Here is a 19,996-nt window from a genome sequence, read left to right on the forward strand (position 1 = left end):
GATCCGGTCAACCTCAACGTCATCAAGGACTCCCTGGCCAAGGGCGGTCGTGACTGGATCGGCGGCAACTGCACCGTGTCCCTGATGCTGATGGCCCTGGGTGGTCTGTTCCAGCGTGATCTGGTCGAGTGGGCCACTTCCATGACCTACCAGGCGGCTTCGGGGGCTGGCGCCCAGAACATGCGTGAGTTGCTGTCCCAGATGGGTGAGCTGAACCGCTCGGTCAAGGAGTTGCTCGACGACCCGGCTTCCGCCATCCTCGACATTGACCGCGAAGTGGCCGGTACCATGCGCGATGATGCCTTCCCGGCCTCCAACTTCGGTGTACCCCTGGCGGGCTCCCTGATTCCGTGGATCGACAAGGATCTGGGCAACGGTCAATCCAAGGAGGAGTGGAAGGGCGGTGTTGAAACCAACAAGATCCTTGGCCGTGGCGAGGGCTTCGGCTCCCCGGTGGTGCCCATCGATGGCCTTTGTGTGCGGATCGGCGCCATGCGTTGTCACAGTCAGGCGTTGACCCTGAAGCTGCGCAAGGATATCCCGATCGATGAAATCGAAGGCATGCTGGCTTCCGCCAACGATTGGGTCAAGGTGGTGCCGAATCAGCGTGAAGTGACCGTACGTGACCTGACCCCGACTGCCGTGACCGGTACCTTGACGGTTCCCGTTGGTCGCCTGCGCAAGCTTGCCATGGGGGGAGAGTACCTGTCGGCCTTCACCGTGGGAGACCAGCTTCTGTGGGGGGCAGCGGAGCCCCTGCGGCGCATGCTGCGGGTGTTGCTGGAGGACTGATCAAAAAAGGCGGCCATGGCCGCCTTTTTTCTTGATGCAGGAAGGGTGAGGCAACTTCAAACATGGCTTGAACTTGCCTCACCAAACCCATGATGTTATGTTCATCAGCAACTCGATTTCGACGATAAGCTTTCGTGCATAAGAACCTTGTGAAAAGCCGGCTCAAACGCACCCTGATCGCGGCAGCCATTGGCGCCCTGTCTCTGGGCGCCAATGCCGCTGGCCTAGGACGCATCACCGTTCTCAGCGGCCTCGGACAGCCTCTTCGCGCTGAAGTGGATATTGCCGCAACGCCTGAAGAACTCCAGAACATGACAGCGCGGCTTGCCTCTGCCGAAGCCTTCAGGCAGGCGGGCATCGATTTTGCGCCATCAGTCGGTGGCCTGCGCATGTCCATCGAGCGGCGGGGCAGTGGGGCAGTGGTCAGGGTAAGCAGCGATCGACCGATCAACGAGCCTTTCGTCGATATGCTTGTGGAGCTTAACTGGTCGGCTGGCCGGCTGATCCGTGAATACACTTTCTTGCTTGATCCGCCCGATCTTGGCTCTAGCCGTGCTGCTGCACCCGTAGCCTCTCCAGAGATGCGCCCTGGCGTTGCAGGCAATTTTGCCGCCTCGCCCAAGCGGCAGGCCAATGCTAGGGTGGCTCGGCCGGCGGCGGCTTCCGCTGCGGGGGCAGGGCGAACCTACATGGTGCAGCCGGGCGATACGCTGAATCGCATTGCTGCCGAGAATCGCCCCGATGGCGTGTCCATGGAGCAGATGCTCCTGGCCCTTTTTCAGGGGAATCGTTCTGCCTTCGACGCGGATAGCATGAACCGCTTGCAGGCAGGCAAGATCCTCCGAATCCCTGATGCCGAGAGCGCACGCCAGCTAGCCGGCGATCCTTCACGGCAGCAGGTTGTTGCCCACTCGTCTGATTTCAGTCGCTATCGCCAGAAGCTCGCGGAGCAGGCTGCCGCCATGCCGGCCAAGGACGCGCCTGCCCAGCAGGGTAGTGGCGGACGGATCGGTGCCAAGGTGGAAGATCGCGCTCCTGCTGCGTCAGGAGCAACTGATCAGTTGAAGGTCTCCAAGAGTGATGAGGGGCTCAAATCCGGTTCGGCGCAGGGAGGGGAGAAATCCGTGGCTCGCCTGCAGGCGCTGGAAGAAGATCTCGTCTCCAGGGACAAGGCCCTGCGTGAAGCCAACACCCGTCTGGCCGAACTTGAAAAGAGCATCAAAGAGCTGCAGCGTCTGGTGGAGCTGAAGAGCCAAGGCCTGGCCCAGGCTCAGCCTGAGGCGTCGCGGGTCGAGCCATCTGTGGCTCCGCAGCCTGTCGCTGAAGCAGCTCCCCCGGCACCTTCCGCCGCAGAAGCACCTAAGGCGCCCGAACCCGTTGCTGAGGTCAAGCCGGCTCTACAGCCCGAAACCAAGCCCGTGCCACAGGAGCCCCCGAAGGCGCCCCAGGTTCAGGCCAGTGCTCCCGAAGACATGTCCCTGCTGTTGGGTGGTGGCGGAATTCTGGCCCTGCTGCTTGGCTGGGGTGGTTACAAGATCTATCAGCGTCGTAATGGTGGAGGGGCGCCGACCACGACGCCAGCACTCTCCGAGTTTGGCGACGGCTCTAATTCCGTGTTTGGTAGTGCTGGCGGTCAAAGCGTCGATACCGGCAGCACGAGTCAGATCCAGACGGATTTCAGCCAGTCGGGGTTGTCGTCAATCGATACGGACGAGGGCGTCGATCCAGTTGCCGAAGCTGATGTATATATGGCTTACGGACGGGATGCCCAAGCCGAGGAGATCCTCCTCGACGCGCTCAAGACCGATCCGGGGCGCACGGGTGTTCATCTCAAGCTGCTTGAGATCTATGCGCAGAGGAAAAACCTCAAGCAGTTTGAAACAACCGCGACCGAGCTTTACTCCCTGACCGGTGGCAATGGCCCCGACTGGGAGAAGGCTGCGTCCATGGGGCGAAAGTTTGACCCTGATAGCCCCCTCTACCGTATTCCTGCGCCCGGTGCAGCTCCGGCTGCGCCGCCTCAGGTCAAGCCGGCTGTTGCTGCCGCAGCAGCAGCTGCTGTTGTGGGTGAGACAGGTTTTGTGCAGGCAGGGCAGATGCGCCCTGTCGTGCGCGAGCCGGTGCCGAGTCAGGCCGATTTCATGACTGCTGCCACGGCTTCCGACCCCCTCGAGTCCCCGTCCCAGCTGAAAGATACTTGGGCTTTGCCGGGTGAGCTCAATCAGTATGCAAGTCTTGAGGATATCGAGCGGGCAGCCTCCCCGTCTCCGACGACGACACTCACGCCGAACATTCCTGATACCTCTGTGCTTGATTTCGATCTCGATCTCAATGCGGATGCGAACGTTCCAGCTTCCACGGTGACGGCTTCGCCAGGGGGTGGCGAGCTCGACTTTGATCTCGGGCTCGACATGGACACCACCTCTGCTGTTCCGGCAGGGGCGGGGGCAACGTTGGTGGCGGGCGATGCAATCGCACGAAGCTTCGAGGAGACCTCCACCCGTCCTCAACGTGTGACGGAAGATTTCAACCTTCCGGATCCCAGTGATCTCGATTTCGAGATCAGTTCGGAGTTTGGCGAACGACAGGTGGCTCCGCGCACGGATGCCACGGTGGATGTCGATCTGACTGCCACCCTCTCCGATGATGGGCTTCGGTTGCCCCTCGATACGGCGACGGTAGATCTAGAGAAGACGAGCTTCGACAGCAGCCTGCTGGATTTCGACTTTGAGTTGGACGAGAAGTCCGATGCAAGCCCGGCTCCCGTCAAGTCCTTTGCACCTGCTGCGGATCTCGGCACCATTGACCTTGAGCTCAACACTCAGGCGACTACTCAGATCGAGTTGCCGGATGCTGGTCCGCCGACGGAGCCCCCGCTGGATCTCGATCTCCAGCAGGAAGTGGCGACCAAGCTTGAGTTGGCCCGGGCTTATGAAGAGATGGGCGACAAGGATGGTGCGCGCGAGCTGGTTGAAGAGGTCTTGCGTGAGGGCTCTGCTCTGCAGAGGAACGAAGCTCAGGCCATTTTGGCCCGCTTGTCCTGATGTCCTGAAGGAAGCTACCAGCGACGATAGATGCCTGCGTTTCATCCGGCCACCCGCCTCGTTGTCTGGGCGGCGCTGGTCGTGCTGGTACAACTGGCCCGAGGCCCCTTGCTAGGGGGCTTCGGGCTTTTCATTGGGGGCGCGGCACTGATGTTTGCGGCGCTGCGTTCGTGGTCCTTGCTCCTACGGATCCGCTATCTGCTTCTCGTGTCGGTGGTGCTGTTTGCCTTCTTTACGCCTGGCGAACTCGCACTCCCCTGGCTGGGGCCGGTTAGCCCGAGCCGTGAGGGTCTAGCGCTTGCACTGACCCAGGGGCTGAGGTTGGTTGCGGTCGTCCTGCTTGTGGCGCTGCTTCTAGAATTCACGGATGAACGTGCGCTGGTTTCCGGAATGCTGACTCTGACGAGCCCTCTGTCCCTGCTGGGCATGCCGTCCAGGCGACTGGCAGTGCGCCTGTTGCTGGTCTTTCGATATGTAGAGAACCCCCCTGCTGAGGGCTGGAGAGGTTTGCTTGCCGCAAGCGTAGAGGCGGACGGAGGAGGGCTGGCCTTTCGATCTGTGGCTTTGCATTGGGGGGATAGGGTGGTAATTGGTATGGTGGTGCTCTTGGGGCTTGGAGGAATGTTCTGGTGAGGGTGGCGATTGGCGTCGAGTACGCAGGCAATGCGTTCGAGGGTTGGCAAACCCAGCCCCATGGACGTACTGTCCAGGATGCGCTTGAGCGGGCGTTAGCCACCATTGCTCAGGAGCCTATCAAGCTTGTCTGTGCAGGGCGGACCGATACCGGAGTGCATGCTACAGCTCAGGTCGCCCACTTTGACACGACTGTCGAGCGTCCCCTCGAAGCTTGGGTGCGTGGCGTCAATAGTCATGTGCCGGCGAGTGTCGGGGTTCTCTGGGCCGTCCATGTGGATGATGAGTTTCACGCTCGTTTCAGCGCCGGCTCCCGGCGCTATCGCTATGTGCTGCTCAACCGGCGGGTAAGGCCTGGACTGCTGAACGGCCGGGTTGGCTGGATGCACGGTCTGCTGGACGAGATGGCGATGAATGAGGCAGCCCAGTGTCTCTTGGGCGAGCATGACTTCACGTCATTTCGGGCCGCCCAGTGTCAGGCCAAATCCCCCGTGCGCCTCATGCACTCCGTGTCAGTGAAACGTTGGGGGGATGTGTTTGTCTTTGATTTTCACGCCAATGCCTTTCTTCATCACATGATCCGCAATCTTGTGGGCTCCCTTGTATATGTCGGTAAGGGAAAGCGCCCGGTAGACTGGATGGCGGAGCTTCTCGAGGTCCGTAAGCGCAGCCTTGCCGCTCCGACCTTTGCTCCCGACGGCCTCTATCTTTGTGGGGTGGAGTATCCGGAGCGGTGGCCGCTGCCCGGTGGGGGGCGTATCATCGCGCCTCCGCAACTCCTTATTCCGTGATCGCCGTGCATCGCACCCGAATCAAGATCTGCGGTCTGACCCGAGAGAGTGATGTTCTCGCTGCCGTGAGCGCCGGAGCAGACGCCATCGGCTTCGTCTTTTATCCTCCCAGTCCGCGCTATGTAAGCCCGGCGAGGGCCGCGGAGCTTGCGCGCCTGTTGCCGCCCTTCGTCACTGCGGTTGGTCTGTTTGTCAATCCATCACGGGATGATGTGGCAGAGGTGCGGGCTAAGGTGCCTCTGCAACTGTTGCAGTTTCATGGAGACGAGATCGAGTCCGATTGTCTTGGGCACGGGCTTCCCTACATCAAGGCGGCGCGGATGCGACCGGGGCTCGATCTGTTAAAATACGCTGCCTCCTTTGCGGGCGCTCAGGGATTGCTCCTCGACGCCTTTGTCGAAGGCTATGGTGGTGGTGGCGAGACCTTTGACTGGTCGCTGATTCCTTCCGGTTTGCCTATGCCCTTGATTCTGTCTGGTGGTCTGAATGCAGGCAATGTTGCCGAGGCCGTCAGGCGAGTCGGACCGTGGGCGGTGGACGTATCCAGTGGTGTGGAAGCCGCCAAGGGAATCAAGGATGCCGCCCGTATCACCGAGTTTGTTGCCGGAGTTCGAAATGCACATGGCTGATGCCCCTTATGATCTTCCCGACGCACGTGGTCACTTTGGTCCCTACGGCGGTATCTTCGTCGCGGAGACCCTGATCCCGGCATTGACCGAGCTGCGCGAAGCTTACGAAGAAGCCCAGCGCGACCCGGCTTTTCTGGCCGAGTTCGAGTACGAACTCAAGCACTATGTGGGGCGTCCCAGCCCCATTTATCATGCCAAGCGCTGGTCCGAGCTCCTGGGCGGTGCCCAGATCTACCTGAAGCGTGAAGATCTGAATCACACGGGTGCCCACAAGGTTAACAACTGCATCGGTCAGGCCATGCTGGCGCGCCGCATGGGCAAGCCGCGGGTGATCGCCGAGACGGGCGCAGGTCAGCACGGTGTGGCCACTGCCACCGTGGCGGCTCGCTACGGGATGGAATGTGTGGTTTACATGGGGTCCGAAGACGTCCGTCGTCAGGCAGCCAACGTTTACCGCATGAAGCTGCTCGGCGCGACTGTCGTGCCGGTCGAGAGTGGCTCGAAGACCCTCAAGGATGCCCTCAACGAGGCCATGCGCGACTGGGTTACCAACATTAATAACACCTTCTACATCATTGGTACGGTGGCCGGCCCTCACCCGTATCCCATGATGGTTCGGGATTTTCAGGCGGTGATCGGCAGAGAGTGCATCGAGCAGATGCCCGACATGGCCGGTCGTCAGCCGGACTATGTAATTGCCTGTGTGGGTGGTGGCTCCAACGCGATGGGGATCTTTCACCCCTACATCGGCCATGGCGATGTGCGTCTGGTTGGTGTCGAAGCGGCGGGCAGCGGCATCGAGACGGGGCAGCATGCGGCTTCCCTGTCAGCCGGTCGGCCCGGTGTCCTGCATGGCAACCGTACTTACCTGCTTCAGGACGAGGACGGTCAGATCATCGAAACCCACTCTATTTCGGCAGGTCTCGATTATCCGGGCGTGGGCCCGGAGCATGCGTGGCTTAAGGATATCCAGCGTGCCGAATACGTGGGGATCACCGACGCCGAGGCGCTCCAGGCCTTCCATAACCTGTGCCGCTTCGAGGGCATCATTCCAGCGCTGGAGTCATCCCATGCGCTGGCCTATGCTGCCAAGCTTGCACCAACCCTCCCGAAGGATAAGGTCCTGCTGGTGAATCTGTCCGGTCGTGGCGACAAGGACATGCATACCGTTGCCGAGAAGTCCGGCATCCAATTCTGATTTTCGTGGCCCTGGCCGGGTTTCCGGGCAGGGCCACTGACCATTGATATCCATCCATGTCCAGAATTCAACAGACTTTCAAGCGGCTGGAAGGTGAGGGGCGCAAGGCGCTCATTCCTTTCATCACTGCTGGCGATCCTGCCCCTGAAATGACCCTGCCGCTGATGCAGGCGCTGGTTTCGGGTGGCGCAGACATCATTGAGCTCGGTGTGCCGTTTTCCGATCCAATGGCCGACGGCCCCACCATCCAGCGCGCTTCCGAGCGTGCCCTGGCCGCGGGCATGAGCATGCGCAAGCTGCTCGATATCGTGCGCAGTTTCCGGGCTACGGGCGACGAAACCCCGATCGTGCTGATGGGCTACGCGAACCCCATCGAAGCCATGGGCGCCGAGCGCTTCGCCAAGGCTGCTGCCGAGGCAGGGGTTGATGGCGTGCTGGTAGTGGACTATCCGCCCGAGGAGTGTCGAGGTTTCGCCGATATCTGCAAGACCTTTGGCCTGGATCCGGTCTTCCTGCTGGCGCCTACTTCCACCGAGCAGCGCTTTGATGACGTGGCTGCGGTGGGAAGCGGTTACATCTATTACGTCTCCCTCAAGGGTGTCACCGGTTCGGCCACTCTTGATCTGGATGAGGTAGCCCGGCGGATCCCGGCGATCCGCCAGCGGGTCGGCATGCCCGTCGGGGTCGGGTTCGGTATCCGAGACGGTGCGACGGCGGCAAAAATTGCCGTTCTGGCTGACGCTGTGGTGATCGGCAGCAGGATCATTGAAGAGATTGAGAGCAGCACGCGTGAACAGGCTCCGGCCAAGGTTGAAGCCTTTCTGCGTGGCGTTCGGACGGCCATGGATGCGGTGGGAGTGCAGGCATGAGCTGGCTGAAGAAACTGTTGCCTCCGAAGATCAAACGCGAGACTCCATCCGCCCGGAAGTCCATACCAGAAGGCCTGTGGAGCAAGTGCCCTGCCTGTGAGGCGGTGCTGTACCGCTCCGACCTGGAGAGCAATCTCAATGTCTGTCCAAAGTGCGGTCATCATCAACGCATCCGGGCACGTCAGCGTATTGATTTTCTGCTGGATCCGGAGGGGCGTTTCGAAATTGGTGCCGAAGTGGTGCCGGTCGACCCCCTGAAATTCAAGGATTCCAAGCGCTACCCGGACCGCCTGGCTGCTGCCAACGAGGACACCGGGGAGGCGGATGCGCTGGTGGTGGTGCAGGGGGCGATCAAGACCGTTCCGGTCATCGTCGCCTGCTTCGAGTTTGAATTCCTGGGCGGCTCGATGGGGTCGGTAGTTGGCGAGCGTTTCGTGCGTGGTGTCAAGGCTGCTCTTGAGCAGCGCCTGCCCTTCATCTGCGTTACCGCAACGGGTGGCGCACGGATGCAGGAAGGCCTGTTCTCGCTGATGCAGATGGCCAAGACGACGGCAGCCATCACTCGGCTCGCAGAGCGCCGGCTGCCCTTCATCACGTTGCTGACCGATCCCACCATGGGTGGTGTATCTGCCAGCTTTGCCTTCATGGGCGATCTGGTCATTGGTGAGCCAGGTGCGCTGATCGGCTTTGCCGGGCCCCGGGTGATTGAGCAAACCGTGCGTGAAACGCTTCCCGCCGGTTTTCAGCGTTCGGAGTTTCTGCTTGAGAAGGGTGCGCTGGACATGATCATCGATCGTCGTGAGTTGCGGGACAGGCTGTCAGAGCTCATCACCTTGTTGACCCGGCAGGCGTCCGTTGCGACTGCGTCCTGACATGCAGTTGCCTGAAACTCTTGATGGCTGGTTGGGCCTGCTGGAGGCCCGTCACGGCCAATCCATACAGCTAGGTCTCGATCGGGTACGTGCGGTGCGGAACGCCCTCCAGCTTCCGCAGACTTGCCCAGTGTTCACAGTGGGCGGCACCAATGGCAAGGGGTCAACCTGCGCGCTGCTCGAAGCGGTGCTGCTCGCTGCAGGGTATCGCGTCGGCGTGTATTCCTCCCCGCATTTGCTGGTCTATAACGAACGGGTGCGGATCAATGGGCGTGATGCCTCCGACCGTGTGCTCATTGATGCCTTTGCGGAAGTCGAGCGGGCTCGGGGTGACATCCCTCTGACCTATTTCGAGCATGGAACCCTGGCAGCCTGGGCTGCGTTCAGTCACGCCGGGCTGGACGCGGTGATTCTCGAGGTGGGGCTGGGCGGGCGCCTTGATGCTGTCAATGTCTTCGAGCCCGATTGCGCCATTGTCACCAGTGTGGCCATGGATCACATGGATTACCTCGGAGACACCCGCGAGGCGATTGGTTTTGAGAAGGCCGGGATTTTCCGCGCTGGCCGTCCGGCAATCTGCAGTGATCCCATGCCGCCGGCCTCGCTGGTCGAGCATGCGGAAGCGATTGGTGCAAAGCTGTGGGTCAGTGGCCGTGATTTCGGGTTTTCCGGTGACCAGAACCAGTGGGCGTTCTGGATCGCAGGTGGCAGTCGGCGGGGTGGGTTGGCGTATCCGTCGCTGCGGGGCATCAATCAATTGCTCAATGCGGCAGCGGTGATGGCGGCCTGTGAGGCCGTGCGCGACTTGCTTCCTGTGCCCATGCAGGCTGTGCGCCAAGGGTTCATGCTGGTAGATCTGCCTGGGCGCTTTCAGGTATTGCCGGGGAGGCCCACGGTGGTGCTCGACGTTGCCCATAACCCTCAAGCGGCTGGCGTGCTTAGCGAGAACCTTGCCAGCATGGGTTTCTTTCCCGAAACCTGGGCGGTCGTCGGTATGCTCTCCGACAAGGATGTGGCCGGCTCCGTTCGTTTGCTGCGGGATCGGGTTGATCATTGGGTTGTCGCGAGCCTGCCTGGCCCCCGGGGGCTGGACGCACAAGGGCTTGCCGCGATTCTCCGCGAGTGTGGTGTTGCCACTGACATTTTGGAGTGTGGCTCGCCTCAGGAAGCCTACGCGCTGGCGCATGGGCGGGCGGCCGAGGGTGATAGAATCGTGGTCTTTGGCTCTTTCCTGACCGTGGCAGATGTGCTCGCCACCCGGAAGACCCAGTAATTGGTATAGCAGCAAGATGGCGGACAACGATTCCCAGGTCGACCTCAAGAAGCGCGCCCGCAGGCGCCTAGTCGGATCCGCTGCGCTCGCCCTCGCGGCAGCCATCGTGCTTCCGATGGTGATGGATCATGAGCCTCGCACGCCCCTGCAGGATGTGCAGATTCGCATCCCAGGCCAGGAGGGCAGCAACTTCACTTCCCGTGTGATCACCGGCAAAGGGCCTATGCCGAGTCAGCCTGTTGCGGGTGCGGTGGCAGAGGAAACCGCCCCTCCCGAAATGGATGACTCTGTGCGTCGCAAGTCGGAGCTTGACGCGGACAGCCCGGTGTTCAAGCCTGGTGAAGAGCTTATTCCTCCTCCCCGCAAGGCGGATCAGCCGAAGGCGGAGGCCCGCGCCGAGGCGCCGCCAAAGCCTGATCCCAAGCTAGAAGCCGCAAAGCAGAAAGAGAAGGAGCGCGAGCGGGAGAAGGAGCGGGAAAGAGAGAAAGAGCGGGAAAGGGAGCGAGAGAAGGAGAGAGCGCAGGCGGAAGCCGCGCGGGCGAAGGCCCTGCTTGCAGGCGCCCCTCCCAAGGCCGGTGGGCCGGACAGCCCGCACGTGGTCTCCCTCGGGGCTTATCGTGAGGCAGCCAACGTTTCCGGACTCCGTGCCAAGTTGAAGGCCGAAGGCTATTCTTCCTACGTGGAACCGCTGGGTGACAAGGTGCGGGTTCGGGCTGGCCCCTTTCCCAACAAGGCCGCTGCCGAAAAGGCGGCCGCGCGGATCAGCAAGATTCTGGGCGTATCTGCGTCCGTGACGGCCAAACCTTGACAGCGTCTGAAACTTGAACGGTCTTGATTACGCCCTTCTGGGCCTGCTCGGATTGTCGGCTGCGCTAGGGTTCTGGCGTGGCCTGTTGTCCGAGGTTGTGGCGCTGGGGGCTTGGATAGCGGCGTTTTTCGCGGCGAAGGCGTTCATGGCCGATATTCAGCCGTACACGTCCCCCTGGGTCAAGGAACCCATGCTCCAGGGGGCTGCAGCTTTTCTGCTGGTGTTCGTCACCATTCTGATTGTGGTGGCGCTGGTGCGCTGGTTGTTAAGTGAGTTGATTCGAGCTGCCGGGCTGGGTATCGCGGACCGTTTTCTGGGTGCCTGTTTCGGCTTGCTGCGTGGCGGCATAATCGTTTTTGCAGTGGCCTTGCTCGTCGGCATCGGCGGCTTTGCCAAGGAGGCGTGGTGGCAGGCGGCCCAGTTGTCGGCCCCGCTAGAAACCGCCGTGATGGCTTCCAGACCATGGCTCCCCGAGCTTCTGGCAAATAGACTTAGATACCGATAGGTGGTTTGAAATGTGTGGGATTCTGGGCGTAGTAGCGACGACACCCGTCAATCAGCTTCTTTATGACGGTCTTCAGGTGCTTCAGCACCGGGGGCAGGATGCGGCTGGCATTGCCACTGCCGAGGGCGGAAAGTTCCACATGCACAAGGCCTCCGGTCTTGTCCGCGATGTGTTCCGCACGCGCAATATGCGTGATTTGCCGGGAAACTGGGGGATTGCGCATGTCCGCTACCCTACGGCAGGCTCGGCTTCCGCCGCCGCGGAGGCGCAGCCCTTTTATGTGAATTCGCCCTTTGGGCTGATGTTGGCCCATAACGGCAACCTCACCAACTCCGAAGAGCTCAAGCGGGAGATGTTCCTCTCCGACCTGCGGCACATCAATACCAATTCGGATTCGGAAGTGCTGCTCAACGTGCTGGCGCATGAACTTCAGGCCGCAGCTAAGAGCTTCCGTCTGGACGAGGAAACCGTATTCACGGCAGTGGCAGGTGTGCATCGCCGTTGCCGTGGCGCCTACGCCACGGTCGCCATGATCTCCGGCACCGGCTTGTTGGCCTTCCGTGACCCCTATGGCATCCGTCCGCTGGTCATCGGACGCAATGACACGCCCAAGGGTACCGAGTGGCTGGTGGCGTCCGAGAGCGTGGCCCTTGATGTGATGGGCTTCAAGCTCGTTCGTGATGTTGCTCCGGGTGAGGCCATCCTGATCGATACGGAAGGTCGTTTCCACAGCCGTCAGTGCGCCAGCCATACGGTGCATGCGCCTTGCATGTTCGAGTTTGTGTATCTTGCCCGCCCGGATTCGCTGATCGACGGGATCTCGGTCTACGACGCGCGGATCAAGATGGGTGAATTCCTGGCACGCAAGCTGCGCTCAACTATGCCGCACTTGAAGGTGGATGTGGTGATTCCCATCCCCGACTCCAGCCGCCCGTCGGCCATGGAAATGGCGCATCAGTTGAACGTCCCCTACCGTGAGGGTTTCGTCAAGAACCGCTACATCGGTCGCACTTTCATCATGCCGGGGCAGGCCATTCGGCGGAAATCGGTGCGCCAGAAGTTGAACACGATCCATCAGGAATTCAAAGGCAAGAATGTGCTGCTGGTGGACGACTCGATCGTTCGGGGCACGACCAGCCGCGAGATCGTCCAGATGGCCCGGGATGCGGGTGCGAGCAAGGTGTTCATGGCCTCGGCAGCCCCTCCGGTGCGTTATGCCAATGTGTACGGTATCGACATGCCGACCAAGGGTGAGCTGATTGCGAGCGACCGTACGGAGGAAGAAATCTGCGCCGAAATCGGTGCCGATGCCCTGATCTACCAGGATTTGGGGGATCTGAAGCTGGCTGTCCAAGCGATCAATCCCGCAATTTCTGTGTTCGAGACCTCCTGCTTCGATGGGTTCTACGTGACCGGCGACGTTACGCAGGAGTACCTCACCGGGGTTGAATCCCAGCGTAACGATGCTGCGGGCAAGCCAGTCAATGAGGATGGCGGTGGTCAGATGGATCTCAATCTTGTGTCCCGGAGTGAAAGTTGAGCGAGCATTCCATGGAAGGGCTGGATCTCGATACCCTGGCCGTGCGGTCGGGAGTTGAACGTAGTCAGTTCAATGAGCATTCCGAAGCCCTGTACCTGACCTCCAGCTTCGTCTTCGATAGCGCTGCCCAGGCGGCGGCGCGCTTCTCGGGTGAGGAGGAGGGAAATGTTTACGCCCGCTTCACCAATCCCACGGTGACGGCGATGCAGCAGCGCCTGGCGGCCCTCGAAGGGGCCGAGGCCTGTGTGGCCACGGCGTCGGGAATGGCGGCGATCATGTCGACGGTGATGGCGCTGCTGAGTGCTGGGGATCACATCGTTGCGTCGCGCGGCCTGTTTGGTGCGACACAACAGCTGTTCGGCAATATCCTTTCCCGCTTCGGCATCGAAACGACCTTCGTACCGGCAACCGACCTGAGTGCTTACCGGGCTGCGGTAACGCCGAAGACGCGTCTTTTCTTTGTCGAGTCACCGTCCAATCCACTCACCGAGCTGGTGGATATTCCGGCCGTGGCTGCGATTGCCCATGAGGCCGGCGTGCTGCTGGCGGTGGACAATTGCTTCTGCTCGCCAGCCCTGCAGCAACCCCTCAAGCTGGGTGCAGATCTGGTCATCCACTCCGCCACCAAGTATCTGGACGGTCAGGGGCGCGTGCTGGGTGGTGCGGTATGTGGTAGTAAGGCGCTGGTGGACGAAGTGTTCAAGTTTCTCCGTACGGCGGGGCCGTGCATTTCGCCCTTCAATGCCTGGGTGATTCTCAAGGGGTTGGAAACTTTGCGTATTCGCATGGCGGCTCAGTCTGCTGCTGCCCTTGAGCTGGCACGCTGGCTTGAGGCCCAGCCCCAGGTGGCCCGTGTGTATTACCCGGGTTTGCCGTCCCATCCGCAGTACGAACTGGCATGCCGACAGCAGCGCAGCGGTGGTGCAATCGTCAGCTTTGAGGTGCGTGGGGGGCGGGAGGAGGCCTGGAAGGTGGTGGATGCGACACGTATCGTGTCGATTACCGCCAATCTGGGAGATACCAAGACCACCTTGACCCATCCCGCGTCTACCACCCATGGCCGCATCTCGGCCGAGGCGCGTGAAGCTTCAGGGATTCTTGAAAGCCTGCTGCGCGTTGCGGTGGGCCTGGAATCGGTGGATGACCTCAAGGCCGATCTGGCCCGCGGTCTGGCACTTATCGCCTGAACGCAATCATTCAAGGGGCTGGCGGGACAGGGTTCCGTCAGCCCATACGAGCACTTCTCCGTTCGCTTTTCCTGCTTCTTCCCGCCAGTCTGCCAATACCCAGCGTTCGCAGGTATGGCCGTCTACCTCGACTTGATGGTGAGCGGGCCGATGAGTATGGCCATGAATCAGGCATGGGTAGCCGTACTCGCGGAGTAGGGCTGCAATAGCCCCATCATTTGCATCCATGATCTCGGCGCTCTTGCCGGCCTTGGCGGCTTCGCTTTTTTCACGTATTCCAGCGATGAAGTGCTTACGGGCGACCAGGGGTTGGCTGAGGAACTGGGCTTGATAGGCGGGCATACGGACCTGTGCGCGAAAGGCCTGATAGGCCACGTCGTCGGTACATAGGCTGTCACCATGACACAGGAGCACAGGCTGAGCCCCCAGATGGATCAGTGACGGCTCCGGCAGGATTTCGAGCCTGGCCCGGCGTGCAAAATCAGCACCGATCAGAAAATCCCGGTTGCCGGGCATGAAGTAGATACGAGTGCCGCCTTCGGCAAGCGCAGCCAACTGTTGTGCCAGGCTACTGTTGAGTGGGTCGTCCTGATCGTCGTCCCCCGCCCAGTACTCGTAGAGATCACCCAGGATATAGAGCGATTCGGCATTTCGGGCCGGGCCGACGAGATAGCGCTCGAAGACCGCAGTCAATGCGGGGCGGTCGACCGTGAGATGCAGGTCGGAAATGAAATGAACTTGCATGCGCCTCGCGCCCCTGGTCAGCCTGTTTAGATGATCTCTGCGCTCTGGATGATCACGTCATCCTTGGGGACATCCTGATGGAAGCCACTGCTGCCGGTCTTTACGCCCTTGATCTTCTCCACCACATCCATGCCTTCGCTGACCTTGCCGAAGACACAGTAGCCCCAGCCCTGCATGTCGGGGGAGCGATGGTTGAGGAAGTCGTTGTCGGCAACGTTGATGAAAAACTGGGCGGTGGCCGAGTGCGGGGCGTTGGTGCGGGCCATGGCAATGGTGCCCGCATCGTTTTTGAGGCCGTTGTTGGCTTCGTTCTGGATGGGCTCGCCGCAGGGCTTCTGCTTCATGCCGGGTTCGAAGCCGCCACCCTGGATCATGAAGCCGTTGATCACCCGATGGAAAACCGTGTTGTTGTAGTGACCAGCTTCTACGTAGGCCAGAAAGTTCTTGACCGTTTCGGGGGCCTTTTCGGCGTCCAGTTCGAGAACGATGTCGCCGTGGTTGGTGGTGAGTTTGACAGCCATGAAGTGCTCCTGTTGGAAAGGGGGGTCGTTACTTAGCAGCTTTTTCGGGCAACTGGCGGGCCGATTCGATGACAATCGGAGTCGCAGGTACGTCCCGATGGAAGCCTCGGGTGGTCGTCGGCTCCTTGCCGATCTTGCGCACCACGTCCATGCCTTCCGTTACCTTGCCGAAAACCGTGTAACCCCAGCCGTCAGGAGACGGATAGTTGAGGGACCGGTTATCTTCGAGGTTGATGAAAAACTGGGCTGTGGCCGAGTGCGGATTCTGGGTGCGGGCCATGGCGATGGTTCCGGCGTCGTTCTTGAGGCCGTTCTTGCCTTCGTTCTCGACCGGGGCACGGGTTGCCTTCTCTTCCATGGCGCTGTTCATGCCGCCGCCCTGAATCATGAAACCGTTGATAACACGGTGAAAGGTCAGACCGTTGTAATGGCCGCTCTTCACATACTCGAGAAAATTGCTGACGGTCTTGGGTGCCTTCTCGGGATAGAGTTCGAGTACGACGTTGCCGGCGCTGGTCTTCAGTTCGACCAGCGGATTGGCGGCTGCGGCAAGGAGGGCGTGGCCAGCCAGTGCGGCGGCGATGAGAAGTTTCTTCATGGGTGTCCCGTGTTGTTTGGCGAGCTAAGAGGTCAGGCAAAGCCTTCGTAGATGATCTTCCAGCGACCACCTTCCTTGATCCAGTACTGGCGCTTCTTCAGGATATTGGAGAGGTTGTTGCTGCGGTAATCCTGCTCAAAGGTGACGACGATCATGTCTTCCTTGCCCGGGTTGCGGAAGACGCTGAGCTTGCTCAGCTCAACCTTGACCCAGGACTTGCTTGCGGCCACCAAGTGCTTCTGCTTGGACCACAGGGCGAAGTCACCTTCATTGTTGCGAAAGGAGCGGGAGTAGTGGGAAAGGTAGCGATTCACATCACGACTTTCCCAGTCTTTGCGCCAGGCCTCGATCTCGCGATTAAGGGCGGTGCGTTCGCTTGACCAGTCGTCAAGGCTCAGCCACTCGATAGTGTTGCTGATGATGACGGGGGTAAGACCGATCTGAAGGTAAGGGGAAAGGGCTTCCAGGTCCTGATTGGTCAGCACTACGCAGCCATCGGATGCGCGAGGGGGGCGGGAATAGGTGTCGCTGGGTGTGCCGTGCAGCCAGATGCCGTGCCCGTTACGCCCTTGCTGCCGATCCCACTCGTTGGGGTAATTGATCGGAAACGCGCCGCTACCATAGAAATCGGAGAGTTTCTGGCGGGGCAGGTTGGCAGTAACGTGATACACGCCCACGGGCGTGCGCTTGTCGCCCTCACGGGTCTTTTCTGCACCGAGCTTGCCGTGGGCAATGTAGTAATCCGCCACGAAGCGCGGGCGTCCGGCATCGTTCTGGTAGATGTAGAGCCGGGAGCGTTGGGTGTCCACCACGATCGCGTACTTCTGATCGGGCTCCATCTGCAGCAGATAGCGCGGAACGTAATTGCTGGGCGGACGATTGCGGTATGCCTTGAGCCGAGCAACCGCTTCTTCGCGAAGATCGGCGAGCTTTTCAGCAGGCGCATCCGGGGAGCCGCCGAAGGTACTAAGAGGGCGCGTACGGGCGAGGAGGAGGTCGCCGCGGATCAGGTGTGCAAGGCGAAAGTTGGGGTAGCGCACCAGTAGCGCATCCACCTTCTTAAGGGCTTCGTCGGTCTTGCGTTGTTCGATGGCACGGATTACCTCGCCCAGAGCGACGTCTGCATCGGCGACGGACGCGCTTGCTCCTCCCGAGCCGAAGGCTGCGAGAGGAACGCATACAAGGGCTGGAGCCAGCCCCGAGCGCAAGGCGGCCCACAAATGGTGCATCAACCGCCGACCCGCTCCTGCTTGATCACCCACTTGCCGTCCTGATTGATGAGATTGAGCGTCTTGTTGGAAGAGGTGGACAGGTTCGCGGAGCGATAGTGCTGACGAAGTTTGACGGTGGCGCGATCACCGTTGACGGAAACGACTTTGACGTTTTCCAGGTCTACCTCGATGGTACCGGGCTTGGTGAGGCGCTGAGTGCGTTCTTCTTCCCAGGCCTTGCGGTTCAGGCCTTTGGGAGGTTCGAAGTCACGGGCGTAGTGTCCAAGATAAGACTTAACGTCTTTGCGTGCCCAGGCACTGGCCCAACTCTGTACGGACTTGGATATGGCGGCGGCCTGGGGCGGGGCTTCGTCCTTGGGTTCCGGGCGCTTGGCGACAGGCGTGGGTGCCTGGGTAATGCTGGGAGCCGGTGTGGGCGCTGGTTTCGTCAGGGGTGCCACGGCAGGGGCCGGAGCGGCCGTCACCGGAGCTGGCGCGGGCTTGGCCGCTGCCGGAACTGACGGCACGATGGCCGGAGCTTGTGCGGCAGGCTTGGGCGCCTGGGTGGGTGCAGCCGCAACGTTCGGGGCTGCTGGACGACCGGCTTTGCTACCGGAGACGCTGATCATTTCGCGAATGAGAGCGAGCTTGTTCTGCGCCGCCACATTGGAGGAGTCCAGCGCCAAGGCCTTGTCATAGGCCTGGCTGGCCAGACGGGCGTAGATGTCGCCGAGGTTCTCGTGGGCCGTAGCGTAGCTTGGGTGGGTCCGGATGGCCATCTCGAGCGCATTGCGGGCCTTGTCGTACTGGCGCTGCTGGGCGTACAGGACGGCGAGGTTGTTATAGGGCTCGGGGAGCTCGGGATAGTCTTCAGTCAGTTTCTGGAATACGACGATGGCCTCCGTGCCGCGGTTGAGCTCGGAGAGGACGACGCCCTTCAGAAAGCGGACCTGGGCGTCCCGTGGCTTGGAGGCAAGAATGCTGTCGGCGCGTTCGAGTGCCTGGGAGAATTGTCCCTGTTTTACCAGGGCCTGCAGATCCTGGGTGGGGTCGGCCCGGACGGGGCTGCAGATCAGACTTGCGAGTAGCAGGGAGGCGGCCAGGGCTCGTTTTGACATGTGATATGATTCGCCGGCGCGCGCGGCAACGCGCTGGCTGTTGTTTTCAGGTTAATTGCCAGCTGCGTATTTTATCAAGAAGCTCCGCTGCCTACCATGAGCGCTTCCCGGTTTCTTCGATCACGGTTCCGTGAATCGCGCGATGTCTGCAAGGCAGCCACATCAGTGTGGCCGTGCAGTCGAATTCTCCATCCTACGGTTTCAATGCGGTCCCTCTCATGTTGAAAATTCATAACTCCCTTTCACGCAAGAAGGAGCAGTTCACTCCCATCGAGCCCGGTAAGGTCCGCCTGTATGTCTGCGGGATGACGGTCTACGATTACTGCCATCTCGGGCACGCACGGGTCATGGTTGTGTTCGACATGGTGGTGCGCTGGCTGCGGTCGAGCGACTATACGGTGACTTATGTCCGTAATATCACTGATATCGATGACAAAATCATCAAGCGCGCTGGTGAGAACGGAGAGAGCATCCGTGCCCTGACGGATCGCTTCATCGCCGCGATGCACGAGGATGCGGACGCACTCGGTGTTCAGCGCCCCGATCATGAGCCCCGTGCTACTGAATACGTCGAGCCGATGCAGAAGCTGATCTCGGAGCTCGTCCGTCATGGCCTCGCTTACAAGGCAGACAATGAGGATGTCTGTTTTGCGGTGCGCAAGTTTGACGGCTATGGCAAGTTGTCGGGCAAGTCGCTGGACGAGCTGCGGGCGGGAGAGCGGGTTGAAGTGGCCGGCGGAAAACAAGACCCCCTGGATTTCGTGCTCTGGAAACATGCCCGGGCGGAAGAGCCCGAAGAGGTTAAATGGGCTTCACCGTGGGGCACTGGAAGGCCTGGCTGGCATATCGAATGCTCGGCCATGAGCTCAGAGTTGCTCGGAGCGCAGTTCGATATTCATGGTGGCGGCGCAGATCTGCAGTTCCCCCATCATGAAAATGAGATTGCCCAGAGCGAGGGTGCTCACCAATGCTCATTCGTCAATTACTGGATGCACAACGGGTTTGTGCGGGTGGACGATGAGAAGATGTCCAAGAGTTTGGGCAATTTCTTCACTATCCGCGACGTGCTCAAGGAGTATGCGCCGGAGGTTGTGCGTTTCTTCATTTTGCGCGCGCACTACAGAAGTCCGCTTAATTACTCTGATGCTCATCTCGTTGACGCGCGAAATGCGCTTTCCCGTCTTTACACTGCCTTGCGCAACGTACCGCCGGCAGCGATGTCCGAAGTGGATTGGTCGGACCCCATGGCGGCCCGCTTTAAGCTGGCAATGGATGACGATTTCAACACCGCGGAGGCACTGGCTGTTCTTTTTGATCTGGCTGCCGAAGTGAATCGGAGCCAGTCCGCTGAAGCGGCGGGTCTGCTCAAGGCTTTGGGCAAGGTGTTGGGCTTGCTGGAGCAGGTGCCTACGGCGTTTCTGCAGGGCGGCGTTGACAGTTCGGGTGATGATGCTGCGGCGATTGAAGCCCGGATCGAGGCGCGGATTGCCGCCAAGAAGGCACGTGATTTTGCCGAGGCTGACCGGATTAGAGCTGAATTGCTCGCTGAGGGGATTGCCCTTGAGGATACTGCCCAGGGGACGATCTGGCGCCGCGCCTGATCTTCGCGAAGCGCGTGCGCTTCATGTCCGCTGAACGTAAATAAGGCCACCCAGTGTGGCCT

General features: G+C 60.6%; 19 protein-coding genes. 14 read left to right on the top strand and 5 right to left on the bottom strand.

What is annotated here, in order from left to right:
- The 13 genes from asd to PHI64_RS14710 all read left to right on the top strand — a co-directional run.
- On the top strand, positions 1-792 hold a 792-nt coding region (asd, locus tag PHI64_RS14650), incomplete at its 5' end, for an aspartate-semialdehyde dehydrogenase (RefSeq protein WP_299884086.1).
- Between the two features lie 134 nt (positions 793-926).
- A complete protein-coding gene (locus PHI64_RS14655) occupies positions 927-3,836 on the top strand; it encodes a FimV/HubP family polar landmark protein (protein WP_299884088.1) in 2,910 nt (969 codons plus the stop codon).
- Positions 3,837-3,866: 30 nt separating this feature from the next.
- Positions 3,867-4,469 (top strand): CbiQ family ECF transporter T component, encoded by a 603-nt coding sequence (locus PHI64_RS14660; protein ID WP_299884090.1) that lies wholly within the window; start codon positions 3,867-3,869, stop codon positions 4,467-4,469.
- A complete protein-coding gene (truA, locus tag PHI64_RS14665; protein WP_299884156.1) occupies positions 4,463-5,260 on the top strand; it encodes a tRNA pseudouridine(38-40) synthase TruA in 798 nt (265 codons plus the stop codon). Before PHI64_RS14660 ends, truA begins: the two co-directional genes overlap by 7 nt.
- A 5-nt stretch (positions 5,261-5,265) precedes the next feature.
- Positions 5,266-5,889, top strand: a complete 624-nt coding sequence (locus PHI64_RS14670) for a phosphoribosylanthranilate isomerase (RefSeq protein WP_299884158.1) — start codon at positions 5,266-5,268, stop codon at positions 5,887-5,889.
- Positions 5,876-7,087 carry a tryptophan synthase subunit beta gene (gene trpB / locus PHI64_RS14675; protein WP_299884092.1) on the top strand — a complete coding sequence of 404 codons (1,212 nt, stop codon included), beginning with the start codon at positions 5,876-5,878 and terminating at the stop codon, positions 7,085-7,087. The genes PHI64_RS14670 and trpB overlap by 14 nt, the downstream gene beginning before the upstream one ends.
- Before the next feature lie 56 nt (positions 7,088-7,143).
- Positions 7,144-7,956 (top strand): tryptophan synthase subunit alpha, encoded by an 813-nt coding sequence (gene trpA / locus PHI64_RS14680; protein WP_299884094.1) that lies wholly within the window; start codon positions 7,144-7,146, stop codon positions 7,954-7,956.
- Complete coding sequence (gene accD / locus PHI64_RS14685; RefSeq protein WP_299884096.1) at positions 7,953-8,828, top strand: acetyl-CoA carboxylase, carboxyltransferase subunit beta; 876 nt, start codon at positions 7,953-7,955, stop codon at positions 8,826-8,828. The genes trpA and accD overlap by 4 nt, the downstream gene beginning before the upstream one ends.
- Position 8,829: 1 nt before the next feature.
- Positions 8,830-10,101, top strand: coding sequence for a bifunctional tetrahydrofolate synthase/dihydrofolate synthase (gene folC / locus PHI64_RS14690; protein ID WP_299884098.1), 1,272 nt, complete (start codon positions 8,830-8,832; stop codon positions 10,099-10,101).
- Positions 10,102-10,117: 16 nt separating this feature from the next.
- Positions 10,118-10,909: an SPOR domain-containing protein gene (locus PHI64_RS14695; RefSeq protein ID WP_299884100.1), complete on the top strand. Its 792-nt coding sequence runs from the start codon at positions 10,118-10,120 to the stop codon at positions 10,907-10,909.
- A 13-nt stretch (positions 10,910-10,922) separates the two neighbouring features.
- Complete coding sequence (locus PHI64_RS14700; RefSeq protein WP_299884102.1) at positions 10,923-11,414, top strand: CvpA family protein; 492 nt, start codon at positions 10,923-10,925, stop codon at positions 11,412-11,414.
- 10 nt (positions 11,415-11,424) lie between these two features.
- Positions 11,425-12,954: an amidophosphoribosyltransferase gene (gene purF / locus PHI64_RS14705; protein WP_299884104.1), complete on the top strand. Its 1,530-nt coding sequence runs from the start codon at positions 11,425-11,427 to the stop codon at positions 12,952-12,954.
- Between the two features lie 11 nt (positions 12,955-12,965).
- Positions 12,966-14,141 (top strand): O-succinylhomoserine sulfhydrylase, encoded by a 1,176-nt coding sequence (locus PHI64_RS14710; RefSeq protein ID WP_299884160.1) that lies wholly within the window; start codon positions 12,966-12,968, stop codon positions 14,139-14,141.
- A 6-nt stretch (positions 14,142-14,147) separates the two neighbouring features.
- Here PHI64_RS14710 and PHI64_RS14715 read toward each other — a convergent pair whose 3' ends face one another.
- Genes PHI64_RS14715 through PHI64_RS14735 form a run of 5 tightly spaced genes read right to left on the bottom strand, consistent with a single transcriptional unit; the run spans position 14,148 to position 18,333 of the window.
- Positions 14,148-14,885, bottom strand: coding sequence for a UDP-2,3-diacylglucosamine diphosphatase (locus PHI64_RS14715; protein ID WP_299884106.1), 738 nt, complete (start codon positions 14,883-14,885; stop codon positions 14,148-14,150).
- Positions 14,886-14,911: 26 nt separating this feature from the next.
- On the bottom strand, positions 14,912-15,406 hold the full coding sequence (locus PHI64_RS14720; RefSeq protein WP_299884108.1) for a peptidylprolyl isomerase: 495 nt from the start codon (positions 15,404-15,406) through the stop codon (positions 14,912-14,914).
- Positions 15,407-15,434: 28 nt separating this feature from the next.
- Complete coding sequence (locus PHI64_RS14725; RefSeq protein WP_299884110.1) at positions 15,435-16,004, bottom strand: peptidylprolyl isomerase; 570 nt, start codon at positions 16,002-16,004, stop codon at positions 15,435-15,437.
- 32 nt (positions 16,005-16,036) lie between these two features.
- Positions 16,037-17,233 (bottom strand): L,D-transpeptidase family protein, encoded by a 1,197-nt coding sequence (locus PHI64_RS14730; RefSeq protein ID WP_299884112.1) that lies wholly within the window; start codon positions 17,231-17,233, stop codon positions 16,037-16,039.
- Positions 17,233-18,333 carry a tetratricopeptide repeat protein gene (locus PHI64_RS14735; RefSeq protein ID WP_299884114.1) on the bottom strand — a complete coding sequence of 367 codons (1,101 nt, stop codon included), beginning with the start codon at positions 18,331-18,333 and terminating at the stop codon, positions 17,233-17,235. The genes PHI64_RS14730 and PHI64_RS14735 overlap by 1 nt, the downstream gene beginning before the upstream one ends.
- A gap of 218 nt (positions 18,334-18,551) precedes the next feature.
- On the opposite strand from PHI64_RS14735, the gene cysS reads away from it, so the two are divergent.
- A complete protein-coding gene (gene cysS, locus PHI64_RS14740; protein WP_299884116.1) occupies positions 18,552-19,934 on the top strand; it encodes a cysteine--tRNA ligase in 1,383 nt (460 codons plus the stop codon).
- Positions 19,935-19,996 lie beyond the last annotated feature (62 nt).

The organism is Zoogloea sp. (assembly GCF_028689785.1).
GTDB lineage: Bacteria > Pseudomonadota > Gammaproteobacteria > Burkholderiales > Rhodocyclaceae > Zoogloea.

What these genes read in the sequence shown, in the direction of transcription:
- PHI64_RS14660 (WP_299884090.1), top strand. Translation starts at nt 3,867, where the DNA reads ATGCCTGCGTTTCATCCGGCCACCCGCCTCGTTGTCTGGGCGGCGCTG.
- trpB (WP_299884092.1), top strand. Translation starts at nt 5,876, where the DNA reads ATGCACATGGCTGATGCCCCTTATGATCTTCCCGACGCACGTGGTCAC.
- trpA (WP_299884094.1), top strand. Translation starts at nt 7,144, where the DNA reads ATGTCCAGAATTCAACAGACTTTCAAGCGGCTGGAAGGTGAGGGGCGC.
- accD (WP_299884096.1), top strand. Translation starts at nt 7,953, where the DNA reads ATGAGCTGGCTGAAGAAACTGTTGCCTCCGAAGATCAAACGCGAGACT.
- folC (WP_299884098.1), top strand. Translation starts at nt 8,830, where the DNA reads ATGCAGTTGCCTGAAACTCTTGATGGCTGGTTGGGCCTGCTGGAGGCC.
- PHI64_RS14695 (WP_299884100.1), top strand. Translation starts at nt 10,118, where the DNA reads ATGGCGGACAACGATTCCCAGGTCGACCTCAAGAAGCGCGCCCGCAGG.
- purF (WP_299884104.1), top strand. Translation starts at nt 11,425, where the DNA reads ATGTGTGGGATTCTGGGCGTAGTAGCGACGACACCCGTCAATCAGCTT.
- PHI64_RS14710 (WP_299884160.1), top strand. Translation starts at nt 12,966, where the DNA reads ATGGAAGGGCTGGATCTCGATACCCTGGCCGTGCGGTCGGGAGTTGAA.
- PHI64_RS14715 (WP_299884106.1), bottom strand. Translation starts at nt 14,885, where the DNA reads ATGCAAGTTCATTTCATTTCCGACCTGCATCTCACGGTCGACCGCCCC.
- PHI64_RS14720 (WP_299884108.1), bottom strand. Translation starts at nt 15,406, where the DNA reads ATGGCTGTCAAACTCACCACCAACCACGGCGACATCGTTCTCGAACTG.
- PHI64_RS14725 (WP_299884110.1), bottom strand. Translation starts at nt 16,004, where the DNA reads ATGAAGAAACTTCTCATCGCCGCCGCACTGGCTGGCCACGCCCTCCTT.
- PHI64_RS14730 (WP_299884112.1), bottom strand. Translation starts at nt 17,233, where the DNA reads ATGCACCATTTGTGGGCCGCCTTGCGCTCGGGGCTGGCTCCAGCCCTT.
- PHI64_RS14735 (WP_299884114.1), bottom strand. Translation starts at nt 18,333, where the DNA reads ATGTCAAAACGAGCCCTGGCCGCCTCCCTGCTACTCGCAAGTCTGATC.
- cysS (WP_299884116.1), top strand. Translation starts at nt 18,552, where the DNA reads ATGTTGAAAATTCATAACTCCCTTTCACGCAAGAAGGAGCAGTTCACT.